Source organism: Flavipsychrobacter sp., from assembly GCA_041392855.1.
Taxonomy (GTDB): Bacteria; Bacteroidota; Bacteroidia; order Chitinophagales; family Chitinophagaceae; genus UBA5543.
The window spans coordinates 2,307,343-2,323,179 of the sequence record JAWKLD010000001.1; the positions used below are offsets into that span (position 1 = coordinate 2,307,343).

Below are 15,837 nucleotides of genomic sequence, written 5' to 3' on the forward strand. Positions count from 1 at the left end.
AGAAAAGATGTGATTAGACGCCTTTTTTAAATACAACGCCATCTTGTAATTGGTATATTTCCTTACTCTCTTCACAAATGGCAAGCCCATTCTCATCAAATATAAGACGATGTCCATATTCACTCATCCAGCCAATCTGCTTTGCAGGATTACCCACAACAAGAGCATATGGCGGAACTGTTTTTGTTACTACTGCCCCTGCTCCTATGAATGCATAGGCACCAATATCATGACCACATACAATAGTAGCATTTGCTCCTATTGATGCCCCTTTACCCACATGAGTTTTATCATACTCTCCTCTTCTATTCACCCCACTTCTTGGGTTTATTACATTTGTAAATACACATGATGGTCCTAAAAATACATCGTCATCACATGTAACACCTGTATATACTGATACATTGTTTTGAATCTTTACATTTCTACCCAAAACAACATTAGGTGAAATGACTACGTTTTGACCAATATTACATTTTTCACCAAGTACACAGTCTGGCATAATGTGTGAGAAGTGCCAAATTTTAGTGCCAGCACCTATAGTGCATCCTTCATCTACAATTGCTGTTTCGTGAGCAAAATATTCCACGGTATTAATTTTATAATCTAGAATTAACATCGTCTTTATTAAGACAACCTTTTACATCATAGATGATTCCATTTTCATTTAAATACTGTTTCCAATTCATCTTCACAAATTCATTATGCGCTACTGCTAGAACAACAGCATCGTATTTAACACCTTCAGGAAGTTCACTGACAGTATCTATTCCATATTCATGCTTTACTTCACTAGGAGATGCCCAAGGATCATATACCGTAACATTCATATCGTAGCTATCAAACTCAGCGTATATATCTACAACTCTTGTATTTCTAACGTCAGGACAGTTTTCTTTAAACGTAATACCTAAGAGTAGAATATTAGCATTTCTTACAACTGCATCCTTCTTTATCATCTCCTTCACAACCTCTTGGGCTATATAGCCACCCATACTATCATTTAATCTTCTTCCTGCTAATATTATTTCAGGATGGTAACCTACTTCTTGTGCTTTTTGCGCAAGATAGTATGGATCAACACCAATACAGTGACCACCTACCAAACCTGGTTTAAACGGAAGGAAGTTCCACTTAGTTCCAGCAGCTTCTAAAACCTCATGAGTATCAATACCCATCTTATTGAAGATCTTTGCCAGTTCATTCACAAAGGCTATGTTAATGTCACGCTGTGCATTCTCAATTACTTTTGCCGCCTCTGCTACTTTTATACTTGAGGCTTTATGAGTACCAGCAACTATAACTTTGCTATACAACTCATCCACCATAGTAGCTACCTTATCATTTGAACCGGATGTAACCTTTTTAATTTTGGTTACTGTATGGTTCTTATCACCAGGGTTTATTCTTTCAGGGGAATAGCCACAGTAAAAGTCTGTATTGTACTTTAAACCGGATATTTTCTCCAGTACTGGCACACACTCATCTTCTGTAACACCAGGGTATACGGTAGATTCATAAATAACAATATCTCCGCTGCTCAACACTTGACCAACAGTTTCACTTGCTTTATATAAAGGGGTCAGATCTGGTTTGTTATATTTATCTACTGGAGTAGGAACTGTTATTATATAATAATTACAAGACTTAATATCTGCAAGTTGATTAGAGAAATACAAACCCACTTCAGAGTTTGTATCATTGGTTATCACACTCTTTAGGTAGTCATTTTCAACTTCTAGTGTGCTATCTTTCCCTGACGATAGTTCTTTAATTCGGCTTTCATTAATATCAAATCCTACTACATGTGCGTGTTTTGCAAATTCTACAGCTAAAGGCAATCCTACGTAGCCTAAACCAATTATTGCTATTCGTTCCTTGTTAGTACTCATGAAAAAGTATTTCTAAAGTGATGAAGGGTTATTAGTTTTTACCCTTATTCTTTCTTTTAAATAGATTAAAACGTTTTGAAGGCTGTTCGTCTTCATAATATCCTCCTCCATCTCCATATGAACCGTAGCCATATCCGTAACCATATCCATAACCATATCCGTAACCATAACTGCTACGTTTGGCATTTACATCATTGACAATAAGATTCATTCTAGGCATCTTATTGCTAACATATAAATCATTTGCTGACCTTAACTGTTGTTTATAAGTATACCCTTGACGGCATAAATACATAACAGTATCAGTATAAGCGCTTAATAGTTGCGCATCTGTAACAAGACCAATCGGAGCAGTATCAATTACTATATAATCATAATCCTGTCTTATTTGGTCAAACATCTCTTTGGTCCTCTTCAACATTATCAACTCTGCTGGATTTGGAGGGATAGGGCCTGAAGGGAGAACAAATAAATTTTCTGCTGCCTGAACAGGTTTAATAATATCACTCAAGCTGGCTTGTCCAATTGCATAATTAGAGAACCCTACACTATTATCTACTCCAAGGTGCTTGGATATCTTTGGCTTACGTAAGTCAAGTTCTAATAACACTACCTTCTTACCAGATATAGCTAACGATGCTGCCAGGTTAATCGCAATAAAGGATTTACCCTCACCACTCATACTAGAAGTTACCATTGCTACTTTGTTACCTGTATCTCCAAATATAAATTGCAGATTGGTACGTAATGCTCTAAACTGCTCTGATACAACACTTCTGCTTTTCTTATCTATTACTATATTATCACCCTTGTCACTATGTCCTATCTCACCAACTATTTGCATGTTGGTTAATTTTTGAATATCATCTTTTGATACTACCCTCAAGTTGAAGAACTCCTTAATAAAAACGAGCAAACCAGGTATGGCCAAGCCAATCACAAAAGCCATCAAATTAATTCTCTTTTTATTAGGGGACACTGGTCCTCCAGAATTGATGGCTGGATCAATTACTCTTGCATTTTCAATAGTAGCAGATTTTGATATTGCTGCTTCTTCTCTTTTCTTTAACAAGAACAGATACAGTTCTTGTTTGATATTTTGTTGTCTTGCAAACTCAAGCGACAACCTTTCTGTTGAAGGTAGCTTTCTAACTTTTGCCTCTAGATCACCAGCACGTGTCTTTAACTCTTTAATTGTCACTTCAATACTTCTCTTAACTGACGCTAGGGAGTTAGCCATGTCACTACGTAGTTTCTTCAACTGATTATCAACATTGACTATGTATGGGCTATTTTCAGTATTTGTCAACAACAACCTCTCTCTTTCTGCTTGTAGTGAATTGTAACTTTCTATAATACTTGTTAGATTATTATCTTGTATTAGAGTACTAGCGGGCACGTCTCTACTGTCATTACTTTTATCTTTCAAATAACTTTGTAACGATTCAACTACTTTAAGCTGCACTTCTTGCTGTGTAATCTGTTTAGAATAGTCACTGGCATTTTCCATGAGTAATTTTGACTGCTCACTCAAATCTGTTAACTCATTATCTTTTTTAAAGTCCTCTATTTTCTTCTCAACACCTTCTAGTTCATTCTGTACACTTTGCAACCTTGAGACAATGAAGCTCATAGTACTATCTACAGTCCTATTCCTATCATCTTTATTGTCTTGTTGGTATACTTCTATTAAGGTGTTTAATATATCCTCACCTCTTTGAGGTATAATGTCAAGTGTCGAAAGTCTAATAACCGATCCTCTTCTTATTGTATTTTCTACCAACACTGAACTAGATAATGCCATTGCCATTGGTTCTATTGGGCCTATGTTCATCGTATATTCAGGAACAGTTCTAAACTCTTTTGGTACTAGATCATTTTTATAAAAAATAATATTACCAACTGGCAGTTCTACAAATTCTCCATACTTTACTTCCCATACTCTTCCATTATCCTTTTTCTCTTTAATAACTAACTTATTACTATCCTCTCGATTTAAAATATAGGTGTAAGATGTATTTAATGAGTCGATATTGAATAATAAGTCCGGAGTAATTGGAACATTCTTATTATATATCTCTGTAGTTTTCACTCTACCTGGTGCAAAGTATTGGATGTTCAAGTTTAGTTTTCTAACTACCCCTTTCATCAATGTACGACTTTGCAAGAGCTCCATCTCATTCTCTATTCTACCTATGCCACTACTGAAACCCATTTCTTCCAGCAAAATATTGTTACCATCAGCTGCACCTCGTTTTTCATTTTTTACTAGCATCTCTGCATGTATACTATAAACCGGAGTTGTATAACGCAGATACACATTAGCAATAACTAAAGAGACCACTACACCTATGGCAAAAATTGGCCAATAAGCAAATACTTTACTTAATATCTTATCAATATTAAGAGTTGAGCTATTTGAGTTAGATTCTTCAGCAAAAACTGGCTCAAGATTATCTTGCATAAAATGCTTTTTATCTAGTAATTAGGATGATTGAAACGGCTAATGATAATACAGATGCTCCTAAAGTGAAGTAACGATCTTTTGATACATCTGTGGTGGCAGTACGGGACTTAGCCTTATTGGGTTCTATATATAATACATCTCCTGAATTCAAATAGAAATACGGTGAATTAAGGAATTCAGTATCATTCATATTATATCTTACAAATACTTTTTCACCATTTTCTTCTCTTATAAGCATTATATTATCCCTTCTACCATATACTGTCATATCACCCGCCATTCCTAATGCATCAATTACACTTACTTTTTCATTGGTAACTATATATCTACCAGGATTAGCCACTTCACCTAAAAGTGTCACATAGAAATTAGAAAAACGCACATTTACTACAGGCTCCTTATAATATCTACCAGCCTTTTCTCTAATTACCTTCTTAGCCTCTGTTGTTGTCAACCCCTCAACCTGTAGTCTACCCACAACAGGTAGTTCTATATAACCCTCTTTATCTACCAGATAACCTGTAGTTTGCTGCAAGCCAACAGTTTCTGTTGTTGAAGTTTGGCTAAAAACATTGTGAGTCTTAGGATCAATGGTCTGAATATGAACCTGTAATATATCATTTGGCGCTATTCTAGGTTCTGCAAAGCTACCATGTGGAACTCTTCTAACAGTATTTGCAGAGTCTGATATATCGTGAAAATATGGAACCTTCTTAGCCGTATTACAGCTAGTTAGTAATAATCCCACTCCTACAAACAGGATTAAAAAAAATCTATACATTGACTTAATACGCATTGTGTATTTTTTTCAAAAGTAATTAAAAACGTTGTGGGCGAATAATCTTATTAAAAAATAAAACTACTAGTCTGTTATTATCTAACGCTCTATAGCTTTTATTAGCTCTTCAATAGGTTTTGCAATGAAATATTTTCTTACCCACTCATAACATTCAAGCCCCATAGCTTTCAGCTTTTGAGGGTTACTATAAGCATCAGACAGAGCTACTTCTATTTCTTCTGGTTCTTTTACGGCATATGTAGGGTATAATTCGTCATACTCTTGAGTGTACAGCTCATCAACACGGTAATTAAGCACAGGCTTTTTCATAAACATAGCCTCAATGATAGTGCCAAATGTTAGAAAACTACGTGTAAACTCTCCGCTACCTATATCTACATTTTTCAGTAAATACATTATATCCTTTCTATACATCTTAGGCAGCCATACTACATGATCTTCTATACCTTTTTCTGCGATCAGTGCTCTCGATCGCTGAACGTCCTGCCCATAGTCTATCAATACCAAGCATGCACTGGCGCTTGGATTATTTTTCAAAAAAGAGGCAAACCCTAGTATTAAATGATGAGACTTTTTAGCTGTTACAGGACTAGCGTTCCACTCTTGTCTTCCATGATAAAGCACTATAAACTTATACTTGTTTCTCAACGTATCAACATAGCTCTTCCAATGGGCATCTGCCTGAAAATGAGTATCGTGTAATTGCTCATATTCAGTAGCATATAAAAAAGGCATAGAGACATACCTTCTTTTATCGCCACAATTAAGTGCATCAAATCGTTCTTCCCATATATCATCCCAGTAGCTGCTAAATATTTCACGCGAATTTACAATTACCCCCTTAGTATATTTTGCTAACGTACCCCGCTGCATTTGCTTATAAGTAATGGTCTTTTTACCCATTCTTATTTGCGACAACAACTTATCTCTAAAGCTATACTCTTGTTTTAGGTGTGCATATTTAAAAACATCAGACCCATAAGGGTAATACACATCCATATTTATACCTGCGTAATATGCTGTCGCTGCCTCATCACCTTGTCCTATGTAAAAGTCAAAACCTTTTACATCCTCCAAAACGTTCTCTTTATCTACATTATGAAACCCTTTATCTAGCCAATTAACCTCATGACAATAGTTAACATAGCTCAGGTCATACGTGTCAGCCTTTGGGTGAAAATGGTCTTGCCCACTTCTAAAAAACAAGTGAGCATCATAGCCATTATCTCTCAACAACCTCGTTATTGCAAAAAAGTTATTGTTTAAGTTTCCTATTAAGGCTATTCTTTTAACCATGCTATTAAGAAATGATATTTTTCATTTTAGCCCTCAATGCTTTATGCTCCTCTATAGGTACCGCCGGTGCCCCTACCCATGTTTCCCCATTAGGTACATCTTTTGTCACTACAGAGCCTATTCCTATCATGGTATTATCACCTACTTTCACACTATCTCTTATTAGGCTACCCACGCCAATAAATACATTATTACCAACTTTACTTCCACCACACATTACTACCTTAGCAGTTATCATTGTATTACTACCAGTAGTGGTATTATGGCTAATATGACAGTAGTGGTCAATTTTTGTTCCACTACCAATTCTAGTTTCAGATAGTGTTGCTCTATCTATATTGCAATACGGGAAAATATCTACATTGTCTTCAATAACCACCTTCCCTATATGTGGCATATTCTCATATCTGTTTTGCTCGTTGAATATGTGTCCAAAACCCTGTCCTCCAATATTGCAAAATTCACTTATTAATATATTAGCCCCCATCTCTACTCTATCCTTTATGACAACGTTCGACTCAATAATGCTATTATCTCCTATTGTACAGTTTCCGATTATTGAGAAAGGACCTATACTTACATTTTTTCCAAGTACGGCATCAGGGTGTATTATAGCTGTCGGATGTATTATTACTTCCCCACTAGCTCTAGAGTATAGGTTTTTCACCAACCTAAGAAAGCCGATATCAGGTCGTGATGTTTTTACGATACACTTATGCTCTAACACCTCCTCTTCTGGCACATAACCCTCTTCACATATTATATATGAGGCTTTAGAAAGTCTTACTAACTCATGTATATTCTTATTGCCAGCTCTTATCCAAGACAAAGAGTTGTCTGTAGCTTCAAAGATGGGCTCTACCCCTTTGAAGGTGAGTTTCTTATTGCCTATCACCTCACAAGGAACACCAATACACTTTAATAAATCATCAATACTATACATATTATAGATTTTAAAAAATAAATAAATGCTGGCAGCAGGTTTTCATACCACTACTATTTTTCGTTATCATAAATATGGCTTTCATAATAGGTATCCGGATGTATCAACAAATGGATAAGAGGTCTATTATCAGCTAGATGTTCTTCAAAGCTTCTATTATCTCCTTTTACTAGCTTGCCCTTATCATAACACTTCCACCTTACCCACTCCGAATCGCTTACATAAAACGACTCATGGAAAAGATTAAAATTAGGCTCGTGGTCATATGCTTCGTATAGCAACCCATAGTCACTAGCTTTCTTGTCCTTCCAAAAATCGAGGTTATTTAACCCTGTCATTCCGCCATGGCTAGCAACTCCAACAATGTTCACATCATACATTTTGTTAAATAGTTCAATATCTCTTTTCAGACATACTTCAGGGTCTTCATCCCAAATTGTGGCTTGGTCTATCACCTCAGAATGATAGCCAATCTCATGACCTGTATTAACAATATGGCGTACTACATTGTATGCAAAAAAAGAAAAAGGATTATACTCTGGTGCATGTAATCTGATAAAGAATGTACCTTTTACTCCTAGTTCATTGAATGCATTGACAAGCTTATCTGCCTTTTGCATCGAAAGGTCTACATCAACTCTATTTACAACAATTTTTGACGGTACAGCACCAGCTTTTTTATAATGATAGTACTCTTCACAAGTGATAAATTTATACCCCGCATCTAGGGCTGCTTGGTATTGTTTTTTTATACCTTCAAAAGTAAAAGGGAAAGTACGTTTCATTAATTCAGTATTTTTTCTAATGTTTTTTTATCTGGGAAATTTACCAATACACCCATACCCTTCTTTTGGTAAACCACCATACTCCCTAAAGCAACTGCAGAAACATTACATTCCTTTACCACCACTTCAATATCATTAACGCTACCAGCACCTCCGTTAGCTATTACAGGTACGTTTACTGCTTCATTGATCTTTAAGATAATGGAATGATCATAACCTGACCATGTCCCATCCTTATCCATAGATGTAACCAACAACTCTCCAACTCCTAATTGCTCTAACTCTTCAGCCCATTCTATTGGGTCTTTTTTTATTTTTTCTTTACCGTCATTAATATAAACTTGGTATTTGCCCCACATATTCTTTTTCACATCTATAGACCCCACTACAGCTTGGTTGCCAAAGTGTTCTGCTACTTTGGTAATCAATTGAGGGTTATTATATGCTGCAGTATTTATTACTATCTTCTCAAAACCAATTGATAATATCTTTTGTGCCGTCTCAAAATCTTTAACACCTCCACCGTAAGACAAAGGCATAAAGCACTCGTTAGCTATTTGATGCAACACTTCTAAATTAGGGGTACGCCCCTGTGCAGATGCTCTTATATCCAGAAAGCATAACTCGTCAACTTCCAACTCATTGAATATTCGTACAGTATTAATTGGATCTCCTATGTAAGAGTGGTTATCAAACTTTACAGTTTTGACTAGATTATCATCAATTAATTGTAAACATGGTATTACTCTAGTTCTTAACATGATTACAAGCTTGCAAAGTTTTCAAATAGTTTCATACCGAACTTGTGGCTTTTCTCAGGATGAAATTGAGCGCCAAATATATTTTCTCCGTTAGTTATTACGGAATCAAACTCATAACCATAGTTAGTACGCATCAGTGAATATTTATCATTCTCTACATTCACATGATAGGAGTGTACAAAGTAGAATCTTGGTTCTTCTGGCAAGTCACTAATTAATCGATGAGGTTGCACTTCCTTTACTAAGTTCCAACCCATATGTGGCACCTTTAGTTTTTTGTCTTCAAACTTAAACCTCGTTGTACTTGCTGGAATCCAACCAAACCCTGGTAGTTTACCTTCCTCACTACTTTTGGTTAATAACTGCATGCCAAGGCATATACCTAATATGGGCACTTTATCTTCTTGCGCTTTTTTATTTAGCACCTCTGCAAAACCTGCTTCGTCTATTTTCTTCATAGCGGCATCAAATGCTCCTACTCCTGGCAAGAGTATTTTTTCAGCTTTACTAATCACCTCAAGGTCACTTGAAATCTGACTCTCTACTTTTATGTATTTAAACATATTGTGTACAGAACCCAAATTCCCCATTCCGTAATCAACTATTGTAATCATGCTTCTTTTTGTTGTGCCTTTAACTTTTCCATATCAAGAGGGAAACAATATTTCAAATAAAAGCTTTTGGGTACTAAATGAGATTTATATAATGTAAAAAATATAGGTCTCATCTTCTCAAAGGTCTTCTTATAGGTCTTATAATCCCAGAAGAACTTCTTAGGTGCTTTCATTAATGCATCGTACTCCTCATCAGTAAGCCCTAACCTCTTTTTAAAATAAGCTACCAACTCTGGTTCTACTTTTGGAGGTGTAGCATATTCTGCAAGTGCGTCCTCTCTCTTCATCACTCCGGATCTTACTGCCGCAGACAAGCTATTATTTCTCTGATCTAAATTAAAGCGCTGCGGATGGTATACACTATGATGGAAAGCAGTCATTCTGTTTTCTAAATGGTGACCACCATAATACTCCCATCCATACTCTTTTTCAAGTATTGCTCTTGCCTCTTCTTTAGAATATGGTATATACCAAAGCGGTCTGACTTTCTTTATTCTAAATAGTATTATCCATTTCAGGAAAGACATTAATGGCATGTTAGGGAAAGTCTTCATCTTTATTTTCCCAAACAGCTTATGTATGTAGGAGATATACTTACCATCTACGTACATAATACCTAGTGGCGACACCCCTTCTGACTTGTAAGAGTGCCCTTCCAGTATATATTTTACACCATACTTTTTTGCACCTCTGTACAATACTTCTGCCAATGCTATATCAGTAGGGCCATCAAGCTCAGGCACACCTGCCTTTAAGAATGACTTAAAAATGTCGTCAGACTCTTTATTGTCTACTACATGCGTATATAGATCTACATTGAGTTTGCCTAATACTTTTCTTATATTTTCAGTAGCAATAGCTGTATTCCATGTATTATCGTAGTGTACCGCCAGTGGTCTTAATCCCCATTCTTTTACTGCCATGTGCAACATAAAAGATGAATCAGTTCCTCCACTCACACCAATAACACAATCATACTTCTTACCCTTCCCTTCTTTCTTTATCTGCTCCAATATTTCATTAAAAGCAGCTATGCCCTCTTCCGTACCTGTCTTATACTCTTCCTGCAAAGTGTCCATCATCAAACAATAATTACACACCCCTTTATCATCAAAAACAATATTAGGTACACGCTCATCGTATATACAACGGGAACATATTGTTAATTCTTTGCTCATAATTATTTATTGTATTGTATTTCTGGCTTTCCGTTATTGAAATTTACCTTTCCTAATACTTTTGCAGGATTACCTCCTACTACTGTATTATCAGGTATATCTTTGTTAACAAAACTATTGGCAGCAACAATACATTGGCTACCTATAATTACCCCTTTTTGAATCATTGATTGTGGTCCGATAAAACAATTATTTCCAATTTTCACTTCCCCATATTCGTAGCCTTCTTTACCGCCACTTACTGCCCACAACACTGTACTGTGGCTATAAATATGAACTCCCGCAGATATAGAACAATTATTCCCTATCATCAAACCTCCTGAACCGTCGAGTATAGTATATGGACCTACCCAAGTATTTTCCCCCACTTTTACCTCTCCAAAAACGCAAGCACTATCATATACACTGCTGCCTTTACCAAAACCTAAATAAGCAGCTTTTTCCCATCTATCAGTAAATACTTCGTTAGTCGGTAGCACACGGTTGTACTTAGACTTCAGTATTTGTCTTTTAGTTGAAAAAAATCTTTTCAGCAGTTTACTAACCAACTTGCTCATTGTTTAAGAATATCTTACACCACCACTCAAAATTCATAAACGACCATAGCAACAAACGATGGTTGATATCTTTTTCCGTATGTTCCTTGTAAATATGCTCTATATATTCAGGATTGATATAATCTGCGGACACGGCTTTTTTTCCTAATAGAAGCTCTTTGATGTATTGTGCATTTTCTCCACGATACCAACTTTCATCAGGGGCGGAAAAACCTTGTTTCTTTCTGTTTATTATTTTTTCTGGCAAGAATCCGCCCATTGCTTTCCTTAAGACATTCTTACCATCATCAAATTCTTGATATACTTTTCGCTTATCTCTGTAATCATTCTCATCGAGTTTCTTCATGTTCTGCAAATTGCCCAGCTTATGTTTCACTGGTATTTGCTGAGCCAGATTCACTAAGTCATTATCTAAGAATGGGAAACGCTCTTCCAGTCCATTTGCCATGGATAGTTTATCGCCAACTAACAATAAACCAGGTAAGAATGTTTTGATTTCAAAGTATAAGCTATTCTCAATATGATGTTCAGGTGTATCATACTTTAATTTGTCATTGAAAGTAAACACACGTTCAAAAACATCTCTTGGTCTTGCTATATCTATTTTACTGTAAGTGCTATCAGTAAATAACCTTGGCTTATCCTCATCTGACACTAAACGTTGCCAAAACCCATAATAATTTTCAAAGAATTCTGGTTGGTCCATAGAGCGGAACACTCTATAATATCGCCAAGGGTAACCACCGTATAATTCATCACCACCCGTACCCTGCAAACACACTTTTACAAACTTTGATGCCAGCCTACTTATATAATAGTTAGGGTAACTCATGCCCACACGCAAGTCTTCTAAATGCCATACGAGCCTTGGTAAAGACCAGCTTAAATCTCCCGCATTTATTACTTGCTCGTAGTGTTCTGTTTTGAAGTGGTTAGCCATCAGCTCCGCATCTCTCCGCTCATCATAGTTTGCTTCAACACCCGTCACTTCCGACATGTCAAAACCCGCTGTAAATGTTGCTAACCTATCTACATGCTTCGAAGCTACTGCTGTAATAGAACCAGAGTCCATTCCTCCTGACAAATAGGAACCTACCGGAACATCTGAAATCATTTGTCTGGTGACTGCTTTTTCAAAACCACTTTTGGTTAAATCCAAAGCATCTTCAAAACTCATTTTATCATCCGGCTTCGTAAAGTCATAGTCCCACCAAGAGTAGTGTTTTACATACGTAGAGTCAGATGTTATTTTAACTGTGTTTGCGGGAGGCAACATCGTTACCCCTTTAAACAAGGTATTGTATGTAAATACGTTTTGGAATGTGAAATACTGATTCAAGGCATCATGATCCACATCTATCTTATAATCAGGATGAGTGATAATCGCTTTTATCTCTGAACCAAAAGCAATACTAGTACCATTAAACCAATAATAAAGCGGCTTTATACCAAACCTATCGCGACTTAGATACAATGCTTCATCCTTTTTATTCCAAGCAGCTACGGCAAACATGCCATTCAATCTTTCAAAGAAAGATGGACCGTAAGCTGCCAAGCCTTCTACTATCACTTCTGTATCTGTACGAGAAACAAAGGAGTGACCCTTAGATCTTAACTCTTGTTTCAACTCAAGAAAATTGTAGATACAACCATTAAATACTACTACCCACTCATCGTTCTTCGATGTCATGGGCTGAGCGCCAAGCGCAGAAGTATCTAGTATTGCTAACCTACGGTGTGTTAAGCCAATTTCATCATGCACATAAAACCCTTCTCCATCAGGTCCACGATGAGCAATTTTATCTGCCATCTTTTGCACCTGCTTTAGCGAAACGGGTTTTCTATTCAGATTATATACACCAGCTATACCACACATAGTTTATTAAAGACCTTTTATAAGGTTAGCTACATATTGATAGTCTTCTTCCACCATTTTGTTGTGCAACGGAATAGACATAGAATATTCATTGGCAGCATATGCACCAGGATAATCTTCAGGCTTAATACCAAAAGTATTAGCATAGTAACCCAACATATGTACTGCATGTGTACCAGGACGTGTGCTCACACCTTCCGATTGCAGATATTCCATAATCTCGTTACGAGATTTTGGCGCTTTACTTTCATCTATAAACAATACATAAGATTGCCAGCCGTGCTTATATCTATCACTATATTCAGGCGTTCTTATCCAATCGATATCTTTAAATTGCTCGTGATAAAACTTAGCCCATTTTGAACGCTCGTCTATAAATGTGTCTAGTTTCTTTATTTGCACCACACCAACAGCTCCTTGTAGGTCAGTCATTCTAAAATTATATCCTACCATATCAAACTCCGGTAATATATAAGGACGAGGTCCTTTATGTCTTTGCTCTTCAGATATCGAAGCACCATGATTACGAAGCTTATTTAGTTTGTCAGCCAGCTCATCATCATTTGTGGTCAACATACCACCTTCACCAGTAGTAACAGACTTACGAGGATGAAAAGAAAAACAACCAATATCCCCTAAGCTACCTGCAGGGTTACCATCTAATGCCGAACCCGCCGCACAAGCACCATCTTCTACAATCTTCAACCCCGGAGCTATTTCTTTTATCTTGTCTACATCAGCACACAATCCAAACAAGTGAACAGGGATAATAGCTTTGGTCTTATCTGTCAACTTAGCTTTTAGCTGTTCCGTATCTATATTGAACGTAACAGGATCAACATCAATGAAAACAGGTGTAGCACCACAATACATTACTGCATTAGCAGTAGATACCCATGTGAATGCTGGCACAATTACTTCATCACCTTCTTTTACGCCCAGTGCTACTAGTGCTAAATGTAGTGCTGTAGTACAACTAGTGACTGCAAGTGCATGCTTTACATTATGACGTTTTGCAAACAAGTCTTCAAACTCTTTTACTTTGGGTCCTTGAGTTATCCAACCACTGAAAAGGGGCTCTTTTAAAGCTTCCCATTCCTCTTGCCCAGTCATAGGCAATGATATCGGTATATTTCTTTTTGTTGTTTCCACTTTGTTTTCTTTTGATTGTTTAAGAAGAAAGAGCTTCAGTTACTTTAGTTGCTTCACGCCACTCAATTAGTTTCATCAAACCTTGTTCTAGAGAATATTTGTATTTAAACCCTAGTTCTTGCTCAGCTTTCTGACGAGAACCGATACGGTTTTTTACTAATGCTCTTGCATCATCTTCACTGTATGGCTTGTATATAACTTCAAGGTTAGATTCTTTTAGTTGAAGTATTGTATCGCAAAGCTGTTTAATAGTTGTTTGCACCTCAGTACCTACATTATAAAAGCCATAATCAGTATCAGAAAGTAGTGCTTGTATATTGCATCTCGCTACATCTTCTACATAGATAAAGTCGTATGCTTGAGAGCCATCGCCATTAATAACAGGTTGCTCATTTGCATCGATCTTGTTCAACATTATTGGTACTACACCGCTGTAAACGGCATGCTGATCTTGACCAGGACCGTAAACATTCATATAGCGTAAGCCAACAACCTTCAAGCCATAGCGGTCGTTGAATGCAGTACACATAGCTTCTCCCGCAATTTTAGTAGCTCCGTAAAAGTTCTGGTTATTGAATGGATGCTCTTCAGTCATTGGTACTTGTACTGCATCCCCATATACAGACGCAGAAGAAGAGTAGATCAACTTCTTCACTTTATGTTTTACACAAGCTTCAAGCACATTAAAAGTGCCAGCGATATTTACATCAAATGCCGTACGAGGAAAATCTTTACAATGCAACAACCACATGGCTGCTAAGTGGAACACGTAATCTATACCTTCGAATGCTTTATCAAGTATATCTGTCTCTCTTAGATCACCACCAAATGGGTAAACTGTGCAACGCTCATCCTTTAAACAATCTTCAATATTCTCCTGCTTACCACGCGTGAAGTTATCATAAATGATTACCTCTTTTACATCATGCTTCAATATCTCTCTCACTACAAAACCACCGATAAAACCGGCACCACCTATTACTAATACTCTAGAATCTTTAAGTTCCATTATTTATAGTATTTATTTGTTATTTATTTTTAATGATTGTACTGGAATTTTGGCTACTAAATTCAGCCCAATAGATTTGAGGTGTAATACTGCTTTACCACCTTCTACTCTTATCACTTTACCTTCTGTTTCTCTTAGTGGCCCTTCCATCACTGTGACGTCTTGTCCTTCAATCAAGTCTATAGTTATATCGGCGTCTCTATATTCATTTAAGAAGCTTTTTATAGCTTCAATTTCACTATCTCTTACTACGCCTGGTTTTTTATTCCACCACAAAAAACGCACGGCACCATGCATTTCTAAAATTTCAGCGCTTTGCGCATCATAATCTGCCAGTCTAACGAATATGTACGAAGTGAAAACAGGTACAATTACTTTTTTCTTCCTATCACTCCACTGTTTTACTTCTTCCCTTACCGGACAATATGCCTCAACCCCTGCTTCTTCCAGCAAGGTTGCCATCTTTTTTTCATTACGAGGTTTTGTATAGAGTACATACCAAGTCATA

Annotated in this window: 15 protein-coding genes; all 15 read right to left on the reverse strand. The window is 36.6% G+C overall.

All coding sequences use genetic code 11. The features are described 5' to 3' along the window. Nucleotides 1-13 precede the first annotated feature (13 nt). Nucleotides 14-589 carry a DapH/DapD/GlmU-related protein gene (locus R2800_10750; protein ID MEZ5017520.1) on the reverse strand — a complete coding sequence of 192 codons (576 nt, stop codon included), beginning with the start codon at nucleotides 587-589 and terminating at the stop codon, nucleotides 14-16. Between the two features lie 10 nt (nucleotides 590-599). Beyond that, nucleotides 600-1,892, reverse strand: a complete 1,293-nt coding sequence (locus tag R2800_10755) for a nucleotide sugar dehydrogenase (GenBank protein MEZ5017521.1) — start codon at nucleotides 1,890-1,892, stop codon at nucleotides 600-602. Between the two features lie 31 nt (nucleotides 1,893-1,923). Beyond that, nucleotides 1,924-4,356: a polysaccharide biosynthesis tyrosine autokinase gene (locus R2800_10760; protein MEZ5017522.1), complete on the reverse strand. Its 2,433-nt coding sequence runs from the start codon at nucleotides 4,354-4,356 to the stop codon at nucleotides 1,924-1,926. A 10-nt stretch (nucleotides 4,357-4,366) separates the two neighbouring features. Then, complete coding sequence (locus R2800_10765; GenBank protein ID MEZ5017523.1) at nucleotides 4,367-5,155, reverse strand: polysaccharide biosynthesis/export family protein; 789 nt, start codon at nucleotides 5,153-5,155, stop codon at nucleotides 4,367-4,369. 81 nt (nucleotides 5,156-5,236) lie between these two features. Continuing rightward, a complete protein-coding gene (locus R2800_10770) occupies nucleotides 5,237-6,454 on the reverse strand; it encodes a glycosyltransferase (GenBank protein MEZ5017524.1) in 1,218 nt (405 codons plus the stop codon). A 4-nt stretch (nucleotides 6,455-6,458) separates the two neighbouring features. Next, nucleotides 6,459-7,397, reverse strand: a complete 939-nt coding sequence (locus R2800_10775) for a DapH/DapD/GlmU-related protein (protein ID MEZ5017525.1) — start codon at nucleotides 7,395-7,397, stop codon at nucleotides 6,459-6,461. Between the two features lie 53 nt (nucleotides 7,398-7,450). Next, a complete protein-coding gene (locus R2800_10780) occupies nucleotides 7,451-8,182 on the reverse strand; it encodes a hypothetical protein (GenBank protein ID MEZ5017526.1) in 732 nt (243 codons plus the stop codon). Continuing rightward, complete coding sequence (locus R2800_10785; protein ID MEZ5017527.1) at nucleotides 8,182-8,943, reverse strand: AglZ/HisF2 family acetamidino modification protein; 762 nt, start codon at nucleotides 8,941-8,943, stop codon at nucleotides 8,182-8,184. The genes R2800_10780 and R2800_10785 overlap by 1 nt, the downstream gene beginning before the upstream one ends. Before the next feature lie 2 nt (nucleotides 8,944-8,945). Beyond that, nucleotides 8,946-9,557 (reverse strand): imidazole glycerol phosphate synthase subunit HisH, encoded by a 612-nt coding sequence (gene hisH / locus R2800_10790; GenBank protein MEZ5017528.1) that lies wholly within the window; start codon nucleotides 9,555-9,557, stop codon nucleotides 8,946-8,948. Next, a complete protein-coding gene (locus R2800_10795) occupies nucleotides 9,554-10,735 on the reverse strand; it encodes an N-acetyl sugar amidotransferase (GenBank protein MEZ5017529.1) in 1,182 nt (393 codons plus the stop codon). The genes hisH and R2800_10795 overlap by 4 nt, the downstream gene beginning before the upstream one ends. Nucleotides 10,736-10,737: 2 nt before the next feature. Then, entirely contained in the window at nucleotides 10,738-11,292 is a 555-nt protein-coding gene (locus tag R2800_10800; protein MEZ5017530.1) for an acyltransferase, read from the reverse strand. Continuing rightward, a complete protein-coding gene (gene asnB, locus R2800_10805; protein ID MEZ5017531.1) occupies nucleotides 11,276-13,168 on the reverse strand; it encodes an asparagine synthase (glutamine-hydrolyzing) in 1,893 nt (630 codons plus the stop codon). The genes R2800_10800 and asnB overlap by 17 nt, the downstream gene beginning before the upstream one ends. Nucleotides 13,169-13,174: 6 nt before the next feature. Next, complete coding sequence (locus tag R2800_10810) at nucleotides 13,175-14,320, reverse strand: DegT/DnrJ/EryC1/StrS family aminotransferase (GenBank protein ID MEZ5017532.1); 1,146 nt, start codon at nucleotides 14,318-14,320, stop codon at nucleotides 13,175-13,177. A gap of 19 nt (nucleotides 14,321-14,339) precedes the next feature. Further along, entirely contained in the window at nucleotides 14,340-15,329 is a 990-nt protein-coding gene (locus tag R2800_10815) for an SDR family NAD(P)-dependent oxidoreductase (GenBank protein MEZ5017533.1), read from the reverse strand. Between the two features lie 12 nt (nucleotides 15,330-15,341). Continuing rightward, nucleotides 15,342-15,836 carry a UpxY family transcription antiterminator gene (locus tag R2800_10820; protein MEZ5017534.1) on the reverse strand — a complete coding sequence of 165 codons (495 nt, stop codon included), beginning with the start codon at nucleotides 15,834-15,836 and terminating at the stop codon, nucleotides 15,342-15,344. Between the last annotated feature and the right edge of the window lies 1 nt (nucleotide 15,837).